Annotated in this window: 21 protein-coding genes; 4 read left to right on the forward strand and 17 right to left on the reverse strand. The window is 56.8% G+C overall.

Features of this window, described 5'->3' with window-relative positions; genetic code table 11:
- Nucleotides 1-85: 85 nt before the first annotated feature.
- The 7 genes from dapB to ribF form a co-directional block, all read right to left on the reverse strand.
- Entirely contained in the window at nt 86-907 is an 822-nt protein-coding gene (gene dapB, locus EH164_RS18805; protein ID WP_124969874.1) for a 4-hydroxy-tetrahydrodipicolinate reductase, read from the reverse strand.
- Nucleotides 908-1,060: 153 nt separating this feature from the next.
- Nucleotides 1,061-1,975 (reverse strand): ribonucleoside hydrolase RihC, encoded by a 915-nt coding sequence (rihC, locus tag EH164_RS18810; protein ID WP_124969877.1) that lies wholly within the window; start codon nt 1,973-1,975, stop codon nt 1,061-1,063.
- A gap of 75 nt (nt 1,976-2,050) precedes the next feature.
- Complete coding sequence (gene ispH / locus EH164_RS18815) at nt 2,051-3,001, reverse strand: 4-hydroxy-3-methylbut-2-enyl diphosphate reductase (protein ID WP_124969880.1); 951 nt, start codon at nt 2,999-3,001, stop codon at nt 2,051-2,053.
- Complete coding sequence (gene fkpB / locus EH164_RS18820) at nt 2,982-3,452, reverse strand: FKBP-type peptidyl-prolyl cis-trans isomerase (protein WP_023480425.1); 471 nt, start codon at nt 3,450-3,452, stop codon at nt 2,982-2,984. The genes ispH and fkpB overlap by 20 nt, the downstream gene beginning before the upstream one ends.
- Before the next feature lie 107 nt (nt 3,453-3,559).
- Complete coding sequence (gene lspA, locus EH164_RS18825) at nt 3,560-4,060, reverse strand: signal peptidase II (RefSeq protein ID WP_042715392.1); 501 nt, start codon at nt 4,058-4,060, stop codon at nt 3,560-3,562.
- Nucleotides 4,060-6,876, reverse strand: coding sequence for an isoleucine--tRNA ligase (gene ileS / locus EH164_RS18830; RefSeq protein WP_124969883.1), 2,817 nt, complete (start codon nt 6,874-6,876; stop codon nt 4,060-4,062). The genes lspA and ileS overlap by 1 nt, the downstream gene beginning before the upstream one ends.
- A gap of 45 nt (nt 6,877-6,921) precedes the next feature.
- Complete coding sequence (ribF, locus tag EH164_RS18835; protein WP_023480490.1) at nt 6,922-7,863, reverse strand: bifunctional riboflavin kinase/FAD synthetase; 942 nt, start codon at nt 7,861-7,863, stop codon at nt 6,922-6,924.
- A 326-nt stretch (nt 7,864-8,189) separates the two neighbouring features.
- On the opposite strand from ribF, the gene rpsT reads away from it, so the two are divergent.
- Nucleotides 8,190-8,453, forward strand: a complete 264-nt coding sequence (rpsT, locus tag EH164_RS18845; RefSeq protein ID WP_023480327.1) for a 30S ribosomal protein S20 — start codon at nt 8,190-8,192, stop codon at nt 8,451-8,453.
- Between the two features lie 47 nt (nt 8,454-8,500).
- On the opposite strand, the gene nhaR is transcribed toward rpsT, so the two are convergent.
- The 4 genes from nhaR to dnaK form a co-directional block, all read right to left on the reverse strand.
- Nucleotides 8,501-9,400: a transcriptional activator NhaR gene (nhaR, locus tag EH164_RS18850; protein ID WP_124969886.1), complete on the reverse strand. Its 900-nt coding sequence runs from the start codon at nt 9,398-9,400 to the stop codon at nt 8,501-8,503.
- A 17-nt stretch (nt 9,401-9,417) separates the two neighbouring features.
- On the reverse strand, nt 9,418-10,587 hold the full coding sequence (gene nhaA / locus EH164_RS18855; RefSeq protein ID WP_124969889.1) for a Na+/H+ antiporter NhaA: 1,170 nt from the start codon (nt 10,585-10,587) through the stop codon (nt 9,418-9,420).
- Between the two features lie 165 nt (nt 10,588-10,752).
- Nucleotides 10,753-11,895 (reverse strand): molecular chaperone DnaJ, encoded by a 1,143-nt coding sequence (gene dnaJ / locus EH164_RS18860; protein ID WP_023480326.1) that lies wholly within the window; start codon nt 11,893-11,895, stop codon nt 10,753-10,755.
- Nucleotides 11,896-11,980: 85 nt separating this feature from the next.
- Nucleotides 11,981-13,906, reverse strand: a complete 1,926-nt coding sequence (gene dnaK / locus EH164_RS18865) for a molecular chaperone DnaK (protein ID WP_124969893.1) — start codon at nt 13,904-13,906, stop codon at nt 11,981-11,983.
- A 298-nt stretch (nt 13,907-14,204) separates the two neighbouring features.
- Here dnaK and satP point away from each other — a divergent pair, with 298 nt between their 5' ends.
- Nucleotides 14,205-14,771 carry an acetate uptake transporter gene (gene satP / locus EH164_RS18870; protein ID WP_042715340.1) on the forward strand — a complete coding sequence of 189 codons (567 nt, stop codon included), beginning with the start codon at nt 14,205-14,207 and terminating at the stop codon, nt 14,769-14,771.
- 50 nt (nt 14,772-14,821) lie between these two features.
- On the opposite strand, the gene EH164_RS18875 is transcribed toward satP, so the two are convergent.
- The 3 genes from EH164_RS18875 to tal form a co-directional block, all read right to left on the reverse strand.
- On the reverse strand, nt 14,822-16,129 hold the full coding sequence (locus EH164_RS18875; protein ID WP_124969896.1) for an MFS transporter: 1,308 nt from the start codon (nt 16,127-16,129) through the stop codon (nt 14,822-14,824).
- Between the two features lie 122 nt (nt 16,130-16,251).
- Nucleotides 16,252-16,839, reverse strand: a complete 588-nt coding sequence (gene mog / locus EH164_RS18880; protein ID WP_124969899.1) for a molybdopterin adenylyltransferase — start codon at nt 16,837-16,839, stop codon at nt 16,252-16,254.
- A 106-nt stretch (nt 16,840-16,945) separates the two neighbouring features.
- Nucleotides 16,946-17,899: a transaldolase gene (tal, locus tag EH164_RS18885; protein ID WP_023480402.1), complete on the reverse strand. Its 954-nt coding sequence runs from the start codon at nt 17,897-17,899 to the stop codon at nt 16,946-16,948.
- Nucleotides 17,900-18,198: 299 nt separating this feature from the next.
- Between tal and EH164_RS18890 the strand changes: the two genes are divergently transcribed.
- Nucleotides 18,199-19,635 (forward strand): sodium:alanine symporter family protein, encoded by a 1,437-nt coding sequence (locus EH164_RS18890; RefSeq protein ID WP_124969902.1) that lies wholly within the window; start codon nt 18,199-18,201, stop codon nt 19,633-19,635.
- 74 nt (nt 19,636-19,709) lie between these two features.
- On the forward strand, nt 19,710-20,483 hold the full coding sequence (yaaA, locus tag EH164_RS18895; RefSeq protein ID WP_124969905.1) for a peroxide stress protein YaaA: 774 nt from the start codon (nt 19,710-19,712) through the stop codon (nt 20,481-20,483).
- A gap of 42 nt (nt 20,484-20,525) precedes the next feature.
- On the opposite strand, the gene thrC is transcribed toward yaaA, so the two are convergent.
- From thrC to thrA, 3 genes are read right to left on the reverse strand one after another with little or no spacing between them, the layout of a single operon-like run.
- A complete protein-coding gene (gene thrC, locus EH164_RS18900) occupies nt 20,526-21,812 on the reverse strand; it encodes a threonine synthase (protein WP_042713419.1) in 1,287 nt (428 codons plus the stop codon).
- A 3-nt stretch (nt 21,813-21,815) separates the two neighbouring features.
- Nucleotides 21,816-22,745 (reverse strand): homoserine kinase, encoded by a 930-nt coding sequence (gene thrB / locus EH164_RS18905; protein ID WP_124969908.1) that lies wholly within the window; start codon nt 22,743-22,745, stop codon nt 21,816-21,818.
- Between the two features lies 1 nt (nt 22,746).
- Complete coding sequence (gene thrA, locus EH164_RS18910; RefSeq protein WP_124969911.1) at nt 22,747-25,209, reverse strand: bifunctional aspartate kinase/homoserine dehydrogenase I; 2,463 nt, start codon at nt 25,207-25,209, stop codon at nt 22,747-22,749.
- Between the last annotated feature and the right edge of the window lie 19 nt (nt 25,210-25,228).

Genomic DNA, 25,228 nt, shown 5'->3' on the forward strand with positions numbered 1-25,228 from the left:
GGCAAAATAAAAGGGCAATAAATTATTGCCCTTTGCAATCAATCAATTATGACTGCAACAACCACATCACGAAGGGTAAAAATGCTTACAGATTGTTGAGATCAAGGACATCACGCATGTCAAAAAGACCGCTTTCTTTGTCTTTAAGCCATGAAGCGGAACGCACCGCGCCATTAGCGAAGGTCATGCGGCTTGATGCTTTATGCGTAATCTCGACACGTTCGCCAATATCGGCGAACATCGCCGTATGTTCGCCGACGATATCCCCGGCGCGGACCGTAGCAAAGCCAATGGTGCCAGGAACACGCTCGCCGGTATGGCCTTCACGCGAATAAACCGCGCACTCTTTTAACTCTTTATTCAGTGAGCTGGCGATCGCTTCACCCATCGCCAGCGCCGTGCCTGACGGGGCATCCACTTTATAGCGATGGTGGGCTTCGATAATTTCAATATCGGTGTAGTCACCCATCACCTTTGCCGCTTTCTCCAGCAACTTCAGCATGACGTTCACGCCAACGCTAAAGTTGGCGGCAAAGACGATGGCAATCTCCTGCGCCGCATCGCTGATCGCCTGCTTGCCCGCATCATCAAAACCGGTGGTACCAATCACCATAGCTTTATGGTGCTGACGGCAAAACGCGAGATGATGCAGCGTCCCTTCCGGGCGGGTGAAATCGATAAAGACATCGAAATCATCTTTCACTGCCTCAAGGCTGCTCTGCACCGTGACGCCGCTTTTACCCGCGCCTGCGAGTTCGCCCGCATCGCTTCCCAGCAGAGAGGAACCCTCCCGCTCCAGCGCTGCACCAAGGGCCACGCCCTCCATAGCTAGCGCCGCCTGAATCAGCTGTCGGCCCATTCGACCGCCAGCGCCCGCGATGGCTACGCGGATTGCTGCATCATGCATAGTTGTGCTCTTTTGTTAATTAAATGCGTAAAAATCGTTTCCAGATTAACCAGCCCATCGCTGAGCCACCAGCCGAAAACGTCGATAATTAGAAATTAATGATATACACCAGCAAATATCAGTAAAAGGCATGAAAAGAGCCTGGCTTCGTTATTAAGGTGCCAGCGCCAGCACGTCGGCGAACCATGCACGAAAGCCCTCAACATCCATCTCCAGCGCTACCTGCACATTGGCGGGCATCCCCAGCTTGCCGTCGATATCCACCACCGTCGCACCCGTGGTGAACTGCCCCTGCGTCTCAACCGCCACAAAGCAGGGTTTGAGGGTAAAGAGATCCGGGCGGACCAGATAAGCGATAGCGCAGAGATCGTGCATGCGCTGCCCGGTGGCCATGCTGCCGCTGCGGTAGTGGCTGAAAAGCGCATGCAACATTTTGCCGGTGCGGTTAAAGGTGGGAAGCGTTGCCAGAAAGGCAGGCGCAAGGGTCGCGTGGTTGGTGACATCCAGGCCGCACATGACGATATCCAGCCCGCTGGCAAAAACGCGCGCCGCGGCGTCGGGATCGACGGCAATATTAAATTCGGCGCTCGGCGTAAAGTTACCGCGCCCGGCGGAGCCGCCCATCATCACCAGCCGACGGATGTTGAACTGGCACTCCGGGTAGTGGGTAAGCAGCAGCGCGATATTGGTCAGCGGGCCGATGGTCACAAGCGTAATGGGTTCAGGCGAGGCCAGCAGGGTTTCACGGATTGCCTGAAAGGCCGGGATCGCCAGCGGCTGGCGTGCGTGTTCAATAAAGTCGTAGCCATCCAGCCCCGATTCGCCATGCACATTTGCCGCGCTGTAGAGCGGGCGCAGCAGGGGCGTGGCGGCGCCCTGCGCCAGTGGGACATCCGCGTTCCAGAAGTGAAGCAGTTGCAGCGCGTTGCGGGTGGTTTTCTCCAGCGAAACATTACCGGCAACGGTTGTGATCAGTTTCAGATCGCACTCAGGCGCGAACAGCGCGGCGGCAATCGCCACGGCGTCGTCAATACCGGGATCGGTGTCGAGAATGATTGGCAGACCCATAGCCCCTCCACGAAAAATGGTCAAAAAAAATGCCAGACTCAGTCTGGCATCTTCGCATAACCCTCGGGAAAAAGGTTACTCGACTTCGCGAACCTCGACCCGCAGCTCTTTTGGCACTTCGAAGACGATATTCTCTTCGCGCCCTTCAAGCGGGATGGCCTCGCCGCCGCCCAGCTCCTGCAGGCGGGTAATCACGTTCTGCACCAGAATATCCGGCGCGGACGCGCCAGCGGTAACACCGACACAGGCAATACCCTGAACCCAGTTCTCCTGGATATCAGAGGCATCATCAATCAGATAGGCCGCTTTGCCCATCCGCTGCGCCAGCTCGGCGAGCCGGTTGGAGTTGGAGGAGTTTTTCGACCCGACTACCAGCACCACTTCCGCCTGTTCAGCCAGTGCGCGCACCGCTTCCTGACGGTTGGTGGTGGCATAGCAGATATCATCTTTACGCGGCCCGACGATCTGCGGGAAACGCACGCGCAGGGCGTCAATGACATCAGAAGTATCGTCGACGGAGAGCGTGGTCTGGGTCATAAACGAGAGTTTGCCCGGATCTTTGATCTCAAGCGTCGCCACATCGTCCGGCGACTCAACCAGGTACATGCCCCCTTTCGGGTTGCTGTACTGACCCATGGTGCCTTCCACTTCCGGGTGACCGGCGTGGCCAATCAGGATCGCCTCTTCTCCACGTCGGCTGGCGCGTGCCACTTCCATATGCACTTTCGTGACCAGCGGACAGGTGGCATCGAAGACCGTTAAATCACGGCTTTTCGCTTCGTTGCGCACCGCTTGTGAAACGCCGTGCGCCGAGAAGATAAGGATCGCGCCGTCCGGCACTTCGCTTATCTGCTCAATAAAGATGGCGCCGCGCTCGCGCAGGCTGTCGACCACGTAGCGGTTGTGCACCACTTCGTGACGCACGTAAATCGGCGCGCCGTAGATCGCCAGCGCGTTTTCAACAATGCTGATAGCGCGGTCAACGCCAGCGCAAAAACCGCGCGGGTTAGCCAACAGGATCTGCATTTGTCTCCTCCAGTGCCGGATCGACTTCCAGCACATCGATATCAAAGTGGACGGTTCTGCCCGCCAGCGGATGGTTGAAATCGACGGTAATCGAGTCGCCGTTGATTTCGCGGATCACGCCCGGCATTTCGCTGCCATCCATTGCGGTAAAGAGCATAATCGCGCCGATTTCAGGCTCACCGGCGTCCATAAATTCACGGCGCGAGAAGTACTGGATCAGATCCGGGCTCGGCGTGCCGAAAGCGGCATCCGGCTCAAGGGAAAAGACCTTTTTCTCCCCGGCCTTCAGGCCAAGCAGATGTTGCTCCAGCCCTTCGGAGAGGGAACCGTCGCCAAGGCGAAACAGCGCCGGCTTACCGTTGTTGCGTGTGGATTCGGCAAGTGAACCATCTTCGAGCTTGAGCGTGAAGTGCACCAGCACTGCGCTGTCGCTCTGTACGGATTTAGACATGCAGGTTGCTCTTATGTGATAGCGAATGTAGGGCCCGGGCGCGTACTGCATGCCGGATGGCGCTACGCTTATCCGGCTTACCAACCGGGCCTACATCGCTTTATGGCTTACGCCTGTTTTTTCACTGCGGCGGAGGGTAAAAACCCTTCCAGCACGATCAGCGCCGCGCCGATACAGATTGCGGTATCAGCAAGGTTAAAGGTAGCAAAATGCCAGTCGCCCACATAAAAATCGATCATATCGACGACAAAGCCATGCCACAGACGGTCGAACAAGTTACCCAACGCGCCGCCAATAATCAGCGCATAGGCGATGTTATTCAGCTTTTGCGACGCTTTGGCGCGGTACATCAGCACCGCAAGCACCACGCAGATACCGATAGCGATACCCGCGAAGAACCAGCGTTGCCAGCCGCCACTGTCGGCGAGGAAGCTGAATGCCGCCCCATAGTTACGCGCATAGTGCAGGTTTAACGACGGGAACAGAGAGACCGTCTCCCCCAGAGCGAAGTTCTGAAGGATCAGGTATTTACTGCCCAGATCGATAATCAGCACCGCCACGACCAGCCATAGCCAGCGCAGCCCTGTTGAAAAGATCGGTTTACTCATCAGGCAAACTTACGTTTTTCGCCGTCACCGGCGACGTTGCTAACACAGCGTCCGCAAATTTCTGCGTGTTCCGCCACCTGACCGACATCATGGGTGTAATGCCAGCAACGCGGGCACTTCTCACCATCGGCTTTACTCAGCGCTACTTTCAGCCCTTTGAGCAGTTCGCTCTGCTGTGCATCCGCAGACGCGCTGGCATAATCCTCAACCTGCGCGCCGGAGGTCAACAGGACAAATCGCAATTCATCGCCCAGCGCCGTCAGTTTCGCCGCCAGCTCCGGCTGCGCGAACAGTGTCACCGTCGCTTCAAGAGATCCGCCCACTTTCTTATCGGCACGCGCTTGCTCGATCACCTTGTTGACTTCGCCACGCACTTTCAGCAGCTCGGCCCAGTAGGCGTCGTTCATCGCTTCGCTGTCCGCCAGGCCAAACAGGCCTTCGTACCACTCACCGGTGAAGACATACTTCTCGCGATCGCCAGGCAGGTAGCCCCAGATCTCATCCGCAGTGAAGGACATGATCGGTGCCATCCAGCGCACCAGCGCTTCACAGATGTGATAAAGCGCGGTCTGACAGCTGCGACGCGCGCGGCTCTCTGCTTTCGCGGTGTACTGGCGGTCTTTGATGATGTCGAGGTAGAAGGAGCCCATCTCCACGGAGCAGAAACGCATCAGGCGCTGCACCACTTCATGGAAGTCGTAGGATTCGTAGGCTTTCAGGATATCTTCCTGCGCCGCTTTCGCGCAGCCAACGGCCCAGCGATCCAGCACCACCATCTCCTCCGGTTTCACCATATCTTTCGCCGGATCGAAACCGTTAAGGTTCGCCAGCAGGAAGCGCGCGGTGTTACGGATACGACGATAGCTGTCGGCGGCACGTTTCAGGATCTCGTCGGAAACGGCCATCTCACCGGTGTAATCGGTTGATGCCACCCACAGACGCAGGATATCCGCGCCGAGTTTGTTCATCACATCCTGCGGCGAAACAGTGTTGCCGATCGATTTCGACATCTTGCGGCCCTGACCGTCGACGGTGAAACCGTGGGTCAGCACCTGACGATAAGGCGCTTTGCCCTTCATCGCCGTGGAGATCATCAGGGATGACATAAACCAGCCGCGATGCTGATCCGAGCCTTCCAGATACATGTCTGCCGCGTGGCCTGCGAACTCCGGGCGTACGTCGACAACGGAAGCGTGGGTTGAACCGGAGTCAAACCAGACGTCCAGCGTATCCGGCACTTTGACATAGCTGTCAGCGTCATCGCCGAGGATGTCGCGCGGGTCGAGATCCCACCAGGCCTGAATACCGTCAACTTCGACGCGTTTTGCCACCTCTTCCATCAGCTCCAGCGTACGCGGGTGCAGCTCTTCGGTATCTTTATGGACGAACAGCGACATTGGCACGCCCCAGGTGCGCTGACGGGAGATACACCAGTCAGGACGGTTAGCGACCATCGATTCGATACGCGCCTGGCCCCAGTCCGGGATCCACTGCACGCCTTTGATCTCTTGCAGCGACTGCGTGCGCAGCCCTTTTTGATCCATGCTGACGAACCACTGCGGCGTGGCGCGGAAGATGATCGGCGACTTGTGACGCCAGCAGCACGGATAGCTGTGCTGCATCTTCTCGACGTGCAGCAGCGCGCCTTTTTCGGTCAGCAGCGCCACGATGATGTCGTTCGCTTTGAAGACGTTGATGCCATCAAGTGTCGGGTAGGTGCCCGGCAGATAGCGACCGTCCGGACCAACCGGGTTGGCAATTTCCAGACCGTACTTCTGGCTGATGGTGTAGTCGTCCGGGCCGTGACCGCCAGCGGTATGCACCGCACCGGTACCCGCTTCCAGCGTAACGTGATCGCCGAGGATCGCCGGAACATCGAAATCGAGGAACGGGTGTTTAAAGCGCATCAGCTCAAGCTCAGCGCCGTTGACTGTAGCCAGCACGCGATAATCGCTGATGCCGGTGCGTTTCATCACGCTCTCAACCAGATCTTTTGCCAGGATCACCGCCTGGCCGTCAACCTGCACCAGCGCGTACTCAAACTCCGGAGAGAGGGAGATAGCGCGGTTAGCAGGGAGGGTCCACGGCGTGGTAGTCCAGATAACCAGCGAGACTGGGCCGTTAACAGAATCAACGCCAAATTTCGCTTTCACCGCCTGCTGATCGACGGCCTGGAAGGCGACGTCGATAGAAGGTGAGGTTTTGTCGTAATACTCAACTTCCGCTTCCGCCAGCGCGGAACGGCAGTCGACGCACCAGTGCACCGGTTTTGCCCCTTTCAGCAGGTGGCCGTTACCGATGATTTTGCCCAGCGCGCGGATGATATTGGCTTCGGTTTTGAAGTCCATGGTCAGGTAGGGGTGCGACCAGTCGCCGAGCACGCCCAGACGGATAAAGTCTTTGCGCTGCCCGTCTACCTGCGTGGCGGCATATTCACGGCACTTGGCGCGGAACTCGGCGGCGGTGAACTTCTCGCCCGGTTTGCCGTACTCCTGCTCGACTTTCAGTTCGATCGGCAGACCGTGGCAATCCCAACCCGGAACGTAAGGCGAGTCATAACCTGCGAGCCCTTTGGACTTCACAATAATGTCTTTCAGAATCTTGTTAACCGAGTGACCAATATGAATGCTGCCATTCGCATATGGAGGGCCATCATGCAGAATGAAGGTTTTTTTGCCTTTTTTCGCCGCACGGATGATGCCGTAGAGGTCATCATCAGTCCAACGCGCCAGCATTCCCGGTTCGCGTTTGGCGAGATCGCCACGCATTGGGAACCCTGTTTCCGGCAAATTCAGGGTAGATTTATAGTCACTCATTAGATTCTCGGTTCCGTATTTCGGTTTGATTAATACCACCAGGCCTTAAGAAGCCGGTTTAGATAGCCCAAAAAACTCACGGGCCGCTACCTCATCTCGGGCGATTTGCGCCTTCAGTTCATCGAGGGAAGCAAAGCGCTGTTCGTTACGTATTTTTTTACGCAGTACTACGTCTATATGGCGACCATAAAGGTCCATTGCAACATCCAGCAGGTGCACTTCCAGCTGCTGGCGAATACCTGCCACCGTCGGACGGGTACCAATATTGGCAACGCCCGGCAGCAGCGTATCGCCGAGGCCCGCCACTTCAACCGCGTAGACCCCTTTTACCGGGGAGACCTGGCGGCGCAGCGGCACATTCGCCGTCGGAAAACCGATGGTGCGCCCCAGCGCATCGCCGTGGACAACGCGCCCGGAGATGCTGAACGGGCGGCCAAGCAGATTCTCGGCAAGCGCCAGGTCATCGTTCGCCAGCGCCTGGCGAATCGCGGTGCTGCTCACCCGCACGCCGCCTTCGCAGAAGGTTTGCGTACTGGTGACGTCAAAGCCATATTTCTCGCCGGCCTTCTGTAATAACAAGAAATCCCCCTGGCGACCAGCGCCAAAACGGAAATCGTCACCGACTGCGAGAAATTTCACACCGAGGCGGTCGACCAGCAGGTCGCTAACAAAGGTTTGTGCGGTCAGCGCCGCAAAACGCCTGTCGAAGCGCAGGCAGAGAACATACTCCACGCCGCATTCGGCCAGCCAGCGAAGCTTCTCGCGCAGACGCGTCAGCCGCGCGGGAGATTTCTCCCCGGCGAACAGCTCCAGCGGCTGCGGTTCAAAAATCATCACCACCACCGGCAGGCCACGCGCGCGCCCTTCTGCGCCCAGCCCCTGTAGCAACGCCTGATGACCGCGATGTACGCCGTCGAAATTACCAATAGTCAGCACACACCCGTGCGGTGCATGACTGAGGTTATGTATGCCGCGTATCAGCTTCATGTCTGGCTCAAAACAGTGAAAATCGTCGGATTATACCTTGTACAGCGGGCAACGTTAACCGGCGATTGCCTTATCGCGCCAGAAAGGAGAGGCTTTTCATCAGGCTGCCGCTGGCTGTGGTGAGAATCTGCCGTTATGCACGATTTTTCTGGTGGAAAAGCTGTATTCGCGACACGCAAGCTGTTAGAATCCTGCGCCATCACTACGTAACGAGCGTCGTTGCTTAACGGCGCTTATTTGCACAAATCCATTGACAAAAGAAGGCTAAAAGGGCATATTCCCCGGCCTTTGAATTGTCCATAAAGATCATATTTGGGAGTTGGACCTTGGCTAATATCAAATCAGCTAAGAAGCGCGCCGTTCAGTCTGAAAAGGCTCGCAAGCACAACGCTAGCCGTCGCTCAATGATGCGTACTTTCGTTAAGAAAGTATACGCAGCAATTGAAGCTGGCGACAAAGCCGCTGCGCAGAATGCATTTAACGAAATGCAACCGATCGTGGATCGTCAGGCCGCTAAAGGTCTGATCCACAAAAACAAAGCAGCGCGTCATAAGGCTAACCTGACCGCGCGTATCAACAGCCTGGCTTAATCGCTTCGCTGTTCGCTTTGTAAAAAAACCCGCTTCGGCGGGTTTTTTCATTTCTGATGGAGCGCGAAGAGCGCCGAGTAGTCGCGATTGCAGATGCGCTGCACCGCCGGATGCTGGATCATACGTTCAGCAAAAATCGCGTGATACTCCTCCTGCACGTTGTCGAGCCTGCCTATCTCCACCATGCGCGCATCGGCATAGAAGTCGTCGCCATAAGAGGTCGGCGCAACAAAGATGGCATCATGTTTTGCGCCAAAGGCCTTCATCAGCGCAGCATCATCAAACTCGCCGAGGATCTCCACCTGCAGGTTCTGCACATGAAACCAGTTCATCAGCTTGCGGCCGAGCATTGAGCGGCGACCGGGAATTAATAACCGACGCGTTTCAAGGCAGGCGGGAAACGGCAGCTCTGGTGCCGGGCCGCTGCTCCAGAAGCTGACGCTGCATTCGCCAATCTTCACCGAAAAGAGCCCCTCCTGCTGCGCAGAGTCGATGGGGCAATCAGAGATAATCATATCCAGCTTATGCTGACTTAACTGTTCCAGCAGCAACTCGTGCGTTGATTCAAAACAGCGCAGATGAATCGGCTCGCCTTCCTGCACGGCGGCATCAAGAATGCCGCTCACCAGCCGCTTCGAGAGCGCATCCGCCACGCCGACATCAAACAGCAGGTTCGCCTCTTTGCGGTAGTTAATGATATCGAGCATCTCCTGGCTCAACGCGAACATCTTATCGGCATAGCGAAATACCAGTTGCCCCAGTTCGGTAGCTTCCAGCCCCCGCCCTTTGCGTTTAAAGAGCTTGCCCTGCAGCCGCTCCTCCAGCGCTTTGATCTGCCCGGTGATGGTCTGCGGCGTTAAGTAAAGCGCCTCCGCCGCGCCAACGACGGAGCCTTCCCGGTAGACATGCCAGAAGTAGTACAGATGGTTGTAATTAATATATGACATGGCGCTCTACCTTTACGTTACTGCGCCGGGCGGATAATGCGCGTACGCAGCAGGCAGTAACCCGCCACGGCCGAGATAACCGAGCCGGTGAGAATGCCCAGCTTGCTCCAGGCGATCATATCTGCATGGGCATCGCCAAAAGCGAGCGACGAGATAAAGATCGACATGGTAAAGCCGATACCGCACAGCACGCCAACCGCCATAATCTGTTTGAACACCGCGCCATGCGGCAGCTTCGCCAGTTTCAAACGCAGCGCCAGCCAGCAGAAGAGCGAAATGCCGAGCGGCTTACCGATCACCAGACCGGCAATAATCCCCAGCGGCAGCACATCTGTCAGACCAGCAAGGGACATACCGTTCAGGGAAACCCCGGCGTTGGCAAAGGCAAACAGCGGCAGGATAAGCCAGGCGACCCACGGGCTAATGGCATCGCTCAGCTGATGTAACGGCGACACGCCGTTCTCTTTCTTCAACGGCACAAAGAAACCGACGATAACGCCCGCAAGCGTGGCATGAACCCCGGATTTCAGCACCGCCGTCCACAGCACAACGCCCACTAACATATAGAGACCGATGCGGCGCACGTTGAGCGCGTTCATGATTGCCAGCACGGCGATAGCGGTCGCGGCAACGCCCAGCGCCAGAGTCGAGAGATCGCTGGTATAGAAGAGTGCAATAATCACAATCGCGCCGAGATCGTCAATGATCGCCAGCGCCATCAGAAACACTTTCAGTACCGGCGGGACACGATTACCTAACAGCGCCAGCACGCCAAGGGCAAAAGCAATATCGGTCGCGGTAGGAATGGCCCAGCCGTGGCTTGCCAGCGGGTTATGACCATTAAACAGCAGGAAGATGAGCGCTGGTGCGACCATCCCACCCAACGCGGCAATCACCGGGAATACCGCCTGCTGACGGCTGGCGAGCGTTCCCTCAACCAGTTCATATTTCACTTCCAGACCGACCATCAGGAAAAAGATCGCCATCAGCGCATCGTTAATCCACAACAGCATGTCTTTATTAATCTCAAGCGCCCCGACTTTCAGCTGGACCGGAGTCTGTAAAAACGAGCTGTAAATCTCCTGCGTCGCGCTGAGGTTCGCGCAGAGCATGGCCAGCGCGGCGGCACAAATCAGCACGATGCCACCTGAGGCATCGCTATTTAAAAAACGGTGCAAAAACTTCATCGGATTCTCTCACTCCCTGTAACGTCGTGGCGGCTATCTTACTCCTCGCTACTCTTCGTTAAAAACAGATTATTATTGCTTATCAGCTCTGTTTTCCCGAGGTATGCCAGCGGATAAAAAAAACCCGGCAGCGCCGGGTTGATAAAGAGAGGTGATACGGGACGCTTAGCGCGTCAGGTCGTCGAAGAATTTTTTGACGCCGTCGAAGAAGCTTTTGGAGCGCGGGCTGTTGTTTTCCCCCGTCGGGCCACCAAAGCTGTCCTGCAGATCCTGCAACAGCTGTTTCTGCTTCTCGTTCAGGCCGACCGGCGTCTCTACGACCACGCGGCACAGCAGATCGCCCTGCGCGCCACCGCGCACGGATTTCACGCCTTTACCGCGCATGCGGAACAGCTTCCCGGTCTGGGTTTCGCTCGGCACTTTCAGCTTCACGCGACCATCCAGCGTCGGAACTTCGATTTCGCCGCCCAGCGCCGCCATAGCAAAGTTGATCGGCACTTCGCAGTAGAGGTTATTACCTTCACGCTCGAAGATCGGGTGCTGTTTCACCTGCACCTGAACGTAGAGATCGCCTGCCGGCGCGCCATGCTCGCCCGCTTCGCCTTCGCCACTCAGACGAATACGATCGCCAGTATCCACCCCTGCCGGGATCTTCACGGAGAGGGTTTTGGATTTCTCAACGCGACCGTGGCCGTGACATTTGTTGCACGGATCTTTAATCAGCGTACCGCGGCCCTGACAGTGCGGACAGGTCTGCTGTACGGCAAAGAAGCCCTGGCGCATCTGCACCTGGCCGGAGCCATGACAGGTCGGACAGGTCTGCGGCTGGGTACCCGCTTTTGCACCGCTGCCGTGGCAGATGTCGCACTCTTCCAGCGTCGGGATACGGATCTCTTTCGTGACGCCGCGTACCGCTTCTTCCAGCGTCAGCTCCATGGTGTAACGCAGATCGGAACCACGCGCCGCGCGCTGACGGCCACGACCGCCGCCGAAGATGTCGCCAAAGACATCGCCAAAGATGTCGCTGAAGTCGGCACCGCCGCCAAAGCCGCCGCCGCCGTATCCACCGCCGCCGCCGCCCTGCTCAAAGGCCGCATGACCGTACTGATCGTACGCCGCGCGTTTCTGGGGATCGGTCAGGACCTTATAGGCTTCGTTGATCTCTTTGAATTTGCTTTCGGCCTCTTTATCGCCCTGGTTGCGGTCCGGGTGAAATTTCATGGCCAGGCGTCGGTACGCCTTTTTGATCTCAGACTCTTCGGCCGTTTTCGACACGCCGAGAATCTCGTAATAATCTTGCTTCGCCATCGGTTTATCTGCCCCTTAACATACGAGCACGGGCGTGGAGAAAACTCCGACGCCCGTGCTGGTTATCTACCCTGCATAAGGGCGATTACTTTTTGTCTTTAACTTCTTCGAACTCGGCGTCAACCACGTCGTCATCTTTCGCCGCGTTGGCGTTGTTCGCAGAAGCATCAGCGCCGCCCGCCTGCTGCTGTGCGTGCTGCTGCTGGGCGATTTCCATCAGTTTCTGGGAAACCTGTGCCAGCGCCTGCATTTTGGCGTCGATGGCCGCTTTATCTTCGCCTTTCAGCGCAGTTTCCAGCTCGCTCAGCGCAGACTCAATTGCAGTTTTGTCTTCAGCCGGCAGTTGGTCGCCTGCTTCTTCAACCTGCTTACGGGTGCTGTGCAGCAGATGATCGCCCTGGTTACGGGTCTGTACCAGCTCTTCGAACTTACGATCAGACTCGGCGTTCGCTTCCGCGTCACGCACCATTTTCTGGATTTCATCCTCGTTCAGACCAGAAGAAGCCTTGATGGTGATCTTCTGCTCACGGTTGGTATTCTTGTCTTTCGCAGAGACGTGCAGAATACCATCGGCGTCGATATCGAAGGTCACTTCGATCTGCGGCATGCCGCGCGGCGCCGGGTTGATACCATCGAGGTTGAACTGGCCCAGCGATTTGTTATCGGAGGCGCGTTTACGCTCACCCTGCAGCACGTGGATGGTTACCGCAGACTGGTTGTCTTCCGCAGTAGAGAACACCTGGCTGTGCTTGGTCGGGATGGTGGTGTTTTTGTTGATCAGCGGAGTCATCACGCCACCCATGGTTTCGATACCCAGCGACAGCGGGGTAACGTCCAGTAGCAGAACGTCTTTAACTTCACCGGTCAGAACGCCGCCCTGAACCGCAGCACCGATAGCTACCGCTTCATCCGGGTTCACGTCTTTACGCGGATCTTTGCCGAAGAACTCAGCCACTTTTTTCTGCACCATCGGCATACGGGTCTGGCCACCGACCAGGATCACGTCGTTGATGTCAGAAACGGAGAGGCCCGCATCCTGCAGCGCAACTTTCAGCGGCTCGATAGAACGGCTTACCAGGTCTTCAACCAGGCTTTCCAGTTTCGCGCGAGTCACTTTGATGTTCATGTGTTTCGGACCGGTCGCGTCTGCGGTGATGTACGGCAGGTTCACGTCGGTCTGCTGTGCAGAAGAGAGCTCGATTTTCGCTTTCTCTGCCGCTTCTTTCAGGCGCTGCATTGCCAGCGGATCGTTGCGCAGATCGATACCCTGATCTTTCTTGAACTCTTCCACCAGGTAGTTGATCAGACGGCTGTCGAAGTCTTCACCACCGAGGTGGGTGTCACCGTTGGTCGCCAGTACTTCGAAGGTTTTTTCACCGTCTACATCGTCGATTTCGATGATGGAGATATCGAAGGTACCGCCGCCCAGGTCGTATACCGCGATAGTGCGGTTACCGGTCTCTTTATCCAGACCGTAAGCCAGCGCTGCCGCTGTCGGTTCGTTGATAATACGTTTTACTTCCAGGCCCGCGATACGGCCGGCGTCTTTGGTCGCCTGACGCTGCGCATCGTTAAAGTAAGCCGGAACAGTGATAACCGCTTCAGTTACCGGTTCACCCAGGTAATCTTCCGCCGTTTTCTTCATTTTTTTCAGCACTTCAGCAGAGATCTGCGGCGGTGCCATTTTGTTGCCTTTCACATCAATCCAGGCGTCGCCGTTGTCGGCTGCCATGATTTTGTAAGGCATGATAGATACGTCACGCTGGACTTCTTCGTCCTGGAAGCGACGGCCAATCAGGCGCTTGATCGCAAACAGCGTGTTTTGCGGGTTCGTCACTGCCTGACGTTTAGCCGGCTGACCTACCAGAGTCTCGCCATCCTGTGTGTACGCAATTACGGAAGGCGTGGTGCGATCGCCCTCGGCGTTCTCAAGCACACGCGCCTGAGCTCCATCCATGATGGCTACACAAGAGTTGGTTGTCCCAAGGTCGATACCAATAATTTTACCCATCTAAACGTCTCCACTAAAAATTCGTCATCAGCTGGTTGTGAACCTGTAATAAGGGCAAACCTCACGGTTTCAACTGCCCTGTATTGATTTTTTTGCAAGCACACAAAATGCGGTTGACTACAAGATGGGGTCGCCGCGCCGCGCATCAAGGGGGAGACAATAAAAAAATTTTTAATTTCCACCTGTTCAGATCATAGACAGGCCCGGTAGCGCTATTTATGATGCCGCGCCCCGCTTGCAGAAAACGCCCGCGGGGTAATTATTTCTCCCCTTTATCAATTGATTCTTTTGAGGAATTATGGGCAACACTAAGTTGGCTAATCCGGCTCCGCTGGGCTTAATGGGCTTCGGCATGACCACTATTCTGCTTAACCTGCACAATATTGGTCTATTCCCGATGGATGTCATTATCCTGGCGATGGGCATTTTCTATGGTGGTATCGCACAAATTTTTGCCGGCCTGCTTGAGTATAAAAAAGGCAACACCTTCGGCTTAACGGCTTTTACCTCTTACGGTTCTTTCTGGTTGACGCTGGTAGCAATTCTGCTGTTCCCGAAAATGGGGCTGACAGAGGCGACCAACGGCCACTTCCTCGGCGTCTATTTAGCCATCTGGGGCGTCTTTACCCTGTTTATGTTCTTCGGCACGCTGAAAAGCGCGCGCATGCTGCAGTTTGTCTTCCTGAGCCTGACGGTGCTGTTTGCGCTGCTGGCGGTGGGACATCTGGCGGATAACGAAAACATCGTTCATATCGCAGGCTGGATTGGCCTCGTCTGCGGTGCCAGCGCCATCTACCTGGCGATGGGTGAAGTGCTGAACGAACAGTTTGGCCGCACCGTGCTGCCGATTGGCGAAAAGCACTGATTCGTTCAAGTGCCAGCAATAAAAAACGGAGCCTGAAGGCTCCGTTTTTTTTATAAGGATTCGAGCGGGGTGTCGGCCACGCTATCGGCATGATGCAGATCCTGGCGCAGCCAGATGCCTAAGCCAAACCCCATCAGGGAGAGCGCCAGCACATACCAGGCCGGAGCCATCGGCGAGACGCTCATCAGCATCGTCACCGCAATCGGCGTCAGCCCGCCGAAGATGGCATAGGAGACGTTGTAAGAGAAAGAGATGCCGGTAAAACGCACCTCCGCCGGAAAGGCGCGCACCATCACATAAGGCACAGCACCCACAACGCCGACGCACAACCCGACCAGGCCATAGAGCATAAAGAGTTGTTCCGGGTGGCTACCAACGCGGTGATAGAAGAGCCAGCTGGCGGCGGCGAGTAGCAGACTGCCGACGATAAAGGTGCGGCTGGCACCAAAGCGATCAACTAACAGCCCGGCCGCCAGACAACCAAAGCAGAGCATGATCGTGGCAATGCTATTTGCCTGTAAGGTCAGGGCGGGCGCGAAGCCATACTGCTTTTGCAGCCAGACCGGCGACATCAGAATGACCACCACAATTCCGGCCGAGAGCAGCCAGGTCAGCAGCATCGAAACTACCACTGCCTTTTTGTGCTTCAGCACCACCGCTTTTACCGGCAACTCCTGCGCCAGCGCTTTGCGCTGCTGCATCTCCAGGAAAATGGGCGTCTCACGCAGCCAACGGCGTAAATACATTGCCACCAGCCCGAACGCGCCGCCAAGCAGGAAGGGGATACGCCAGCCACCATCGTGGATCGCCTGCTGCGTCATGCTGGTGTTGACCAGCGTGGCAACCACCGAACCCAGCAGGATGCCAACCGTTAAGCCCGCCGTCAGCGTGCCGCAGGCAATACCGATGCGGCGCGCCGGGACATGCTCAGCGACAAACACCCATGCTCCAGGCACTTCGCCACCAATCGCTGCGCCCTGCAACACGCGCATTAACAGCAGCAGCAGCGGCGCAACAATGCCCATTGAGGCATAGGTCGGCAGCAGGCCAATCGCCAGCGTTGGCAGCGCCATCAGCAGTATGCTGAGGGTGAACATCTTCTTGCGCCCGACCAGATCGCCGAAGTGCGCCATCACAATACCGCCCAGCGGGCGCGCCAGATAACCGGCGGCGAAAATCCCAAAGGTCTGCACCTGGCGCAGCCACTCGGGGATATCGGCCGGGAAGAAGAGCTCCCCGACCACAGCGGCGAAAAAGACGAAGATAATGAAATCGTAAAACTCCAGCGCCCCGCCGAGGGCGGCGAGGGTCAGGGTTTTATAATCCTGTTTATTCAGAGGGCGTGTGTAATGTGACATAGCGAACCGTTGATAAGAGTGAACGATTATATTTTTACGGGTTATGTAAACTAAAAATGACTATACCGTAAAAATATCAATACGCCACCGCCGGGATCGCATATGTCAGAAAAGCGCTGCTTTCAGGATAAAGTTTCGCGCCTTGCGCTTTTAGGACGAAAAGCTGCTACGACCTGCGGATCTGTCTCCACATACGGACCATCAAGAAGCTGTACACAATACGGTACACTGGCAAAAATGCCCGCCACTTTCACTTCACCGCTCTCGCTTTTCAGCCCTTCGAGGGTCTCTTTAATCGATTTCGGCTGGCCTGGCAGGTTAAGGATCAGCGCCTGTTTGCGGATCACGCCCACCTGGCGCGAAAGAATGGCCGTCGGTACAAAGTTGAGGCTGATCTGGCGCATCTGCTCGCCAAAGCCGGGCATCTCACGATCGGCAACGGCAAGGGTGGCATCAGGCGTCACGTCGCGGCGTGCCGGGCCGGTTCCGCCGGTGGTCAGCACCAGATGACAGCTCATCTCATCCACCAGCTCACATAACGTTTGCTCAATGATTGTCTGCTCGTCAGGGATCAGGCGCGTTTCGATGTGAAAAGGGGTGGTTAAGGCCGATGCCAGCCATGCCTCAAGCGCGGGCAAACCTTTATCTTCATAAACGCCGCTGGAGGCGCGATCGGAAACCGAAACTAAACCAATGCGTAGTGTGTCCATAATTATTCCGTTGCATAAAACCGTTTACGGAATGATACACGCTGAGGGGAGAGGCAAACAGAGTGGAGAGAAGAAGCGTGACCGGGAGCCCGGCCACGCCTGATGATTACAGCAGATCGCCGATCATTTTTTCCAGTTTTTCCTGGTCAACGGCAAACTTGCGGATACCGTCAGCCAGTTTATCAACCGCCATCGGATCCTGGTTGTGCTGCCACAGGAATTCCGCTTCGCTGATGCGCTCCGGACGTGCCTTCACTTCGCCGGTGTACGACAGTTTGCGCTCCAGCGCGCCTTCGCTTTCTGAAAGCTCTTTCAGCAGCGCCGGGGCGATGGTCAGACGGTCACAGCCAGCCAGCTCAATGATTTCGCCGGTGTTACGGAAGCTTGCGCCCATCACCACGGTTTCATACCCGTGCTCTTTGTAATACTGGTAGATTTCGCTCACGGAAACCACGCCCGGATCTTCTGCCGGAGCGTACTCTTTCTTGTCGGTATTAGCTTTGTACCAGTCAAGAATACGGCCTACGAACGGGGAGATCAGGTAGACGCCCGCTTCGGCACAGGCACGCGCCTGGGCGAAGGAGAAGAGCAGCGTCAGGTTACAGTTGATGCCCTCTTTTTCCAGCTGTTCTGCTGCGCGAATGCCCTGCCAGGTGGAAGCCAGCTTGATCAGGATACGATCGTTGCTGATGCCTGCATCGTTATACATTTTGATCAGGCGTTTGGCTTTGGCGATGGAGCCTTCGGTGTCGTAAGAGAGGCGCGCGTCAACTTCAGTAGAGATACGGCCCGGGATCAGTTTGAGGATTTCCAGACCGATGTTAACGGCCAGGCGGTCAGACGCATCAACCACTTGCTGCGCGCGATCGCTGCTCTGGCTGCGCGCCCAGGTCACAGCTTCGTCAATCAGTTTACGGTATTCCGGGATTTGGGCTGCCCCAAGGATCAGAGAAGGGTTGGTTGTAGCATCCTGCGGCTGATAGAGCTTCATTGCCGCGATATCTCCGGTATCAGCCACGACTGTTGTGTACTGACGCAGGGAGGTCAATTTATCCGTCATGATAATGTTTCTCTTTAAACGATACCCTGAATAAATCACGTCGAGACCGATGACGCCTTTATGGCTTGTCGGGCGCAAAGGCTGCCAGCGCACCTGAACGAGAAGTATGACGAGTATACTTGTTAGGGGGATGTAACCGGTCTGGCAAGATGATAACACGACGCCCTGTCAGCGCAACCGCAGACAATGCAGGTGGCATTGTATGATAAACTCCCTGATTAATTGCCTGCGAAGGGATAAGCCCGTTGTAAACGCGCCGTCGCAGGTTACCTCCCCCGGCATCGACAAGAGGGTCGTTAATGCCAGAATTCTTCTCTTTTATCAGTGAGATCCTGTGGGGATCGCTGATGGTATACCTTCTGGCAGCGGCGGGTATCTGGTTTGCATTTCGCAGCCTGTTTGTCCCGTTTCGTTTTTTCCGCGACTTTGGCAAAAGTCTGAAAAGCGGCCGTAGCGTACCGCCCGGTGCCCTTACCTCGTGGCAGGCGCTCTGCCTGAGCCTGGCGACGCGCTTAGGCAGCGGCAACCTGGCGGGCGTGGCGTTTGCGCTCACTGCCGGCGGCCCGGGCGCGATCTTCTGGATGTGGATCGCGGCGCTTATCAGCATGGCGACCAGTTTCGCCGAGTGCGCGCTGGCCCAGCTCTATAAAGAGCGCGATGCCAATAACCAACTGCGCGGCGGCCCGGCCTGGTATATGGCGCGCGGCCTAGGCATGCGCTGGATGGGCGTGCTCTTCTCCATTTTCCTGCTCCTCGCTTATGGGCTGGTGTTTAACACCATTCAATCCAGCGTGGTGACGCGCGCCGTTCACTTCGCCTGGCAGGTGCCGGGTACGCTGACCGGGCTGGTGCTGGCGGTGGGCTGCCTGCTGTTTATGACCCGTGGCCTGGCGGTGCTCTCCCGTCTGATGCAGTGGATGGTGCCGCTGATTGCGCTGGCATGGGTTGCGGTGAGTTTCAGCATCAGCCTCTGGCATGCCAGCCTGTTACCGGAAGTCTTCGAGACCATTTTTAAAAGTGCCTTCGGCTGGCAAGAGGCGGCGACCGGCACCATGGCATGGACGCTGAGCCAGGCGATGACCAGCGGCTTTCAGCGCAGCATGTCGACTAACGAAGCCGGAATGGGCTCCTCACCGAATGCCGCAGCGATGGCAGCCTCCTCCCCGCCCCACCCCGTTGCGCAAGGCATTGTGCAGATGATTGGTGTGCTGACGGATACCTTTCTGGTCTGCACCGCCAGCGCGATGATGCTGCTGCTGGCAGGTAACGGGTCGGCAGAGAGCAATCTTATTGGCATCCAGTTGATGCAGCAGGCGATGGTCTCTCTTGCGGGCGGCTGGAGCGCCGGGTTTCTCGCGCTGGTGGTGCTGCTGTTCGCCTTTACCTCGATCCTCGCCAACTATCTCTATGCCGAGAACAACCTGATCTTTTTAGGCCACAACAGCCGTGGCAACCTGATGCTGCTGCGAGGCGTGGTGGTGTTAATGGTGCTGTGCGGTTCACTGGTCAGCGTACCGCTGATTTGGCATATCGCCGATGTGGTGATGGCGCTGATGGCGATGATTAACCTGACCGCCATCCTGCTGCTGTCGCCGGTGGTTAAGCTGCTGGCGGGGGACTATCTGCGCCAGCGTAAACTCGGCGTCGAGCCGGTGTTTAACCCGCAGCGTTATCCGGAGATTCAGCGTCAGCTGGCGCCAGGCAGTTGGGACTCGCTTCCCCCTTCGTCTCGCTAATCGCAACTATCGATCAAGCCAGGTGATTTTTTTGTTAAAGTCAGCGGAAATTTCTCACACAGCAAGGAGTGAGCATGCTGATTTTGATTTCACCTGCCAAGACGCTCGATTACCAGAGCCCGCTGGCAACCGAGCGCTACACCCAGCCAGCACTGCTGGAGCACTCTCAACAGCTGATTAAGACCGCCCGCACGCTTTCCGCGCCGCAGATTAAAAAGCTGATGGGGATAAGCGATAAGCTCGCCGACCTCAATGCCACCCGTTTTCACGACTGGCAGCCCGATTTCACACCGGAAAACGCGCGTCAGGCGCTGCTGGCGTTTAAAGGCGATGTTTATACCGGCCTGCAGGCGGAGACCTTCAGCGATGCAGATTTTGACTTCGCCCAAAAACATTTGCGCATGTTATCCGGCCTGTATGGCGTGCTGCGTCCGCTCGATTTGATGCAGCCCTATCGTCTGGAGATGGGCATTCGTTTTGAGAATGAGAGAGGCAAAGATCTCTACCAGTTCTGGGGCGATATCATCACCGATACCTTGAATGAGGCGCTGGCCCAACAGGGCGATGAGATTGTGGTGAACCTGGCGTCCGATGAGTATTTCCGCGCTGTGAAGCCGAAAAAGCTCAATGCGCGCATCATCAAACCGGTGTTTCTCGATGAGAAAAACGGCACGTTTAAGGTCATCAGCTTCTACGCCAAAAAAGCGCGCGGCCTGATGAGCCGCTACATCATTGAGCAGCGTCTGACGAAGCCGGAGCAGCTAACGGGCTTTGACCGCGAAGGGTACTTCTTTGATGAGGCGGCCTCAACGCCAGACGAACTGGTGTTCAAGCGCCACGAACAGTAAGCGGAAAAGCGTCCCCCACCGGTCAGTGGAGGACGCCTGAGATTACGCTTTTTGCATCATCAGCTGACGTAACGCCGCAAAATCCGCAGGCAGGGAGTGGGAGAGCAGCGGCAGATCCGCGCGGTCAGCCAGCTCTTTCGGCAGCGGCAGCGTTTCGCCAAGGATCGCTTCTACGCTCTCTTTGAACTTCGCCGGATGCGCAGTGCCGAGGAACAGGCCATATTCCCCCGGATGAAGCTGATCGCGCAGGGCGCGGTAAGCAATTGCGGCGTGAGGCTCTGAGACGTAGCCCTTCTCTTTCAGCTCAACGATCGTCGCTTTGGTGGTTTCATCATCCACCGCCGCGTAACCCAGCTCGTTCAGACGCCAGATTTTACGCCGGAACAGCTCCTCCACGCGCGGCCAGTTGTTCGGCTGGCTGACATCCATCGCGTTTGACAGCGTCGCCTGCGTCGCTTTTGGCTGCCACTCGCCCTCTTTCAGGAAACGCGGCACGGTGTCGTTGGCGTTGGTGGCGGCGATAAAACGCTTCACCGGCAAGCCGAGTGATTTCGCCAGCAGACCCGCAGTGAGATCGCCGAAGTTGCCGCTTGGCACCGACACCACCAGCTGGTTGCGCGCCTCTTGCGGCAGCTGCGCCACTGCTTCGAAGTAGTAGCACACCTGCGCCAGCAGACGGCTGATGTTAATTGAGTTGGCGGAGTTAAGGCCCAGCGCGCTTTTCAGCTCTTCATCGTCAAAAGCCTGTTTGACCAGCGCCTGGCAGGCGTCAAAGTCAGCATCAATGGCAACCGTTTCGATATTCCCACCCAGCGTACAGAAGAGCTTCTCCTGCAGCGGGCTGATTTTGCCCTGTGGGTAGAGGATCACCACGCGCACATTTTTCATGCCGTAGAAGGCATGAGCAACGGCCGCGCCGGTGTCGCCGGAGGTCGCAGTCAGAATGGTGACCGGTTTGTCGCCGCTGATGGCGCTCAGCATCTGCGCCATAAATCGCCCGCCGAAATCTTTAAACGCCAGCGTTGGCCCGTGGAACAGCTCCAGGCAGCCGATATCGTTTTCGACCGGTTTTACCGGTGCCGGAAAAGCGAAGGCGGCGCGCACGCGGGCTTCCAGCGCTTCCTGCGGGATCTCATCGCCGATGAACGCAGAGAGGATCTTCGCGCTGCGGCTGACGAAGTCCTGCTCCAGCATCTCGTCGATTTCCGTCAGGTTGAATTCCGGCAGATCGTGCGGGAAGAAGAGCCCCTGATTTTTGCCCAGCCCTTGTGTGACGGCCTGCGCGAAGCTGACCTGCTCATTGTGATCTTTTAAGTTGTAGAGTTTCATTGGTTATCCCACTACCCTTGCGCCCGCCGTGTCCAGCCGGCAAATATGAACGAAGCCTTCCTGATTTTGCAGATAGTGTTTGCCGAGCCAGTCGGCCACGCGCTGCGCGGTATCCGGCTTGTCGCACAACGCAAACAGCGTTGGACCCGAACCGGAGATGCCGCAGGCCTGCGCGCCGATATCCGCCACCGCCTGACGCGCCTGCTCAAAGCCTGGCAGCAGCTTCATGCGATAGGGTTCGGCAATCACATCTTTCATCAATTTCGCCGCCAGCGCGGGCTGGCGGGAATAACAGGCATGAATAAATCCAGCCAGGTGACGCCCGTGAGCAATACACTCCTGACGGCGATACTGCGCCGGTAAAATGGCGCGCGCTTCTGCCGTCGAGACTTTAATGCCCGGGTAGGCAAGCACCCATAACCACTCATCAAAGCATGGCACCTGCTGGCTGATAATGCCGCCTTCCTCGATCATCAACTGCATGCCGCCGAGATAACAAGGCGCGACGTTGTCGTAATGCACGCTGCCGGAGATGCGCCCTTCCAGCTCGCCCATCAGCGCCAGCATGCGCGTCTCATCAAGCGGTTTACCGCAAAACTCGTTCATCGCCACCAGCGCCGCCACGACCGAACAGGCGCTGGAGCCGAGACCGGAGCCGATCGGCATGTTTTTTTCCAGCGTCATCGCCACCGGCACCTGCTTGCCAATCTCCTGGCAAAAGAGCTCCCAGCATTGATAGACGATATTCTCACGCGCTTCGCTCGGTAACTTACTGGCGAAACGCCCTCTGTTTTGCAGACTAAAGTGGTCAGCAGCTTCCACCGAGACCGTGTCGCCTAACAGCGTGCCATCGACCGGCGTTACCGCCGCGCCGAGGACATCAAACCCTACGCTCATATTGGCGCTAGACGCCGGCGCATACACCTTCACCATCTCAGACCCCTAACTTCCACGAAAGCGTACGCAGCAGGTCGGCAAACACGCCCGCCGCCGTAACATCATTACCCGCGCCGTAACCGCGCAGCACCAGCGGCAACGGCTGGTAATAGTGGCTGTAAAACGCCAGCGCGTTCTCGCCGTTTTTCACTTTATACAACGGATCGTTGCCGTCGACTTCGGCGATCTTCACCCGGCAGGTGCCATCCTCTTCAATGTTGCCAACATAACGCAGCACATTGCCAGCGTCACGGGCCTTCGCCACGCGGCTGGCAAACTCATCATCCAGCGACGGCAGACGCGCCATAAAGCTGTCGACATCGCCAGAATCATCGAAGCTTGCTGGCAGCACCGGCTCGATCACGATATCCGTTAGTTCCAGCTCACGCCCGGTTTCACGCGCCAGGATCAATAACTTACGCGCGACATCCATGCCGGAGAGATCGTCACGCGGATCCGGCTCGGTGTAGCCCATTTCGCGCGCCACTTTTGTCGCTTCCGACAGGCTCATCCCTTCGTCGAGCTTACCGAAAATAAAGGATAAAGAGCCGGAGAGAATGCCGGAGAAACGTTGCAGCTCATCACCGGCGTTAAGCAGGTTTTGCAGGTTTTCAATCACCGGCAGACCCGCGCCAACGTTGGTGTCATAGAGGAATTTGCGGCGCGATTTCTCTGCGGCGCGGCGCAGCTGATGGTAGTAATCCATCGACGAGGTGTTCGCTTTTTTGTTCGGCGTGACGACGTGGAAACCTTCGCGCAGGAAGTCGGCATACTGATCGGCGACCGCCTGGTTGGAGGTGCAATCGACGATTACCGGGTTCAGCAGGTGGTACTCCTTGACCAGACGAATCAGTCGGCCCAGGTTGAACGGCTCCTTCGCTTCGGCAAGCTCGGCCTGCCAGTTGTCCAGGTTCAGCCCGTGAACATTGGTCAACAGCGCTCTTGAGTTAGCGACGCCGCAGACGCGCAGATCGATATGCTTATTCTTCAGCCACGTTTGCTGACGCTTCAGCTGCTCCAGCAATGCGCCGCCGACGCCGCCGACGCCGATCACAAAGACCTCAATCACCTGATCGGTGTTGAACAACATCTGGTGAGTGACGCGCACACCAGTGGTGGCATCGTCATTGCTGACCACAACAGAGATAGAGCGCTCGGAGGAGCCCTGGGCGATTGCCACGATATTGATGTTAGCGCGTGCGAGTGCGGCAAAGAATTTCGCCGAGATGCCGCGTAAGGTGCGCATGCCATCGCCGACAACGGAGATGATTGCCAGGCGCTCCATCACGGCGAGCGGCTCCAGTAATCCCTCTTTCAGTTCAAGATAGAACTCTTCACTCATCGCGCGCTGCGCACGGGCGCAGTCGGACTGCGGCACGCAGAAGCTGATGCTGTACTCGGATGAAGATTGGGTGATAAGCACCACGGAGATGCCGTTGCGCGACATGGTAGCGAAGACGCGGGCGGCCATGCCCACCATCCCTTTCATTCCCGGACCGGAAACGCTGAACATCGCCATATTGTTAAGATTCGAGATGCCCTTAACCGGCAGTGCGTCGTCATCCGAGGTGGCGCCAATCAGCGTACCTGGTGCTTGCGGGTTGCCGGTGTTTTTAATCAGGCATGGGATCTGGAACTGGGCGATGGGGGTAATGGTGCGGGGGTGAAGAACTTTAGCGCCGAAGTAGGAGAGCTCCATGGCTTCCTGATAGGACATCGACTTCAGCAGCCTGGCGTCCGGCACCTGGCGCGGGTCGCAGGTATATACGCCGTCCACATCCGTCCAGATTTCACAACAGTCGGCGCGTAAACATGCGGCCAGCACGGCGGCGGAGTAATCGGAGCCGTTACGCCCGAGCACCACCAATTCGCCCTTCTCATTGCCCGCGGTGAAACCGGCCATCAGCACCATATGATCCTGCGGAATACGGCTCGCTTCGATACGGCGCGTGGATTCAGCGATATCGACCGTTGATTCGAGATAGTGCCCGACCGCGAGCAGTTTTTCGACCGGATCGATAACCGTCACTTTATGACCGCGCGCTTCCAGCAGCCCGGCCATAATCGCGATAGAGAGCTTTTCACCGCGGCAGATAAGCGCAGCGTTGATGCTGTCCGGGCACTGGCCCAGCAGACTGATGCCGTGCAGAACATGTTTGATCTGCGCGAACTCGGCATCGACCACGGTTTTGAGTTGTGCGAGCGGAAAGCCGGGCTGCGCATCTGAAAGCCCCTGCAGCAGCTCGGAGAAAATACGCTCCGCATCGCTAATGTTGGGAATTGCATCCTGTCCGGAGATGGTTTTTTCAATCATCGCGACAAGATGGTTGGTAATTTTTGCGGGAGCAGAGAGTACGGTTGCGACTTGCCCCTGCCTGGCATTACTTTCCAAAATATCGGCAACACGCAGAAAGCGCTCCGCATTTGCCACTGATGTACCGCCGAACTTCAACACTCTCATGCTTTACCCCTTGATTTTT

The sequence above is a fragment of the Kosakonia sp. CCTCC M2018092 genome (assembly GCF_003864115.1).
Taxonomy (GTDB): Bacteria; Pseudomonadota; Gammaproteobacteria; order Enterobacterales; family Enterobacteriaceae; genus Kosakonia; species Kosakonia cowanii.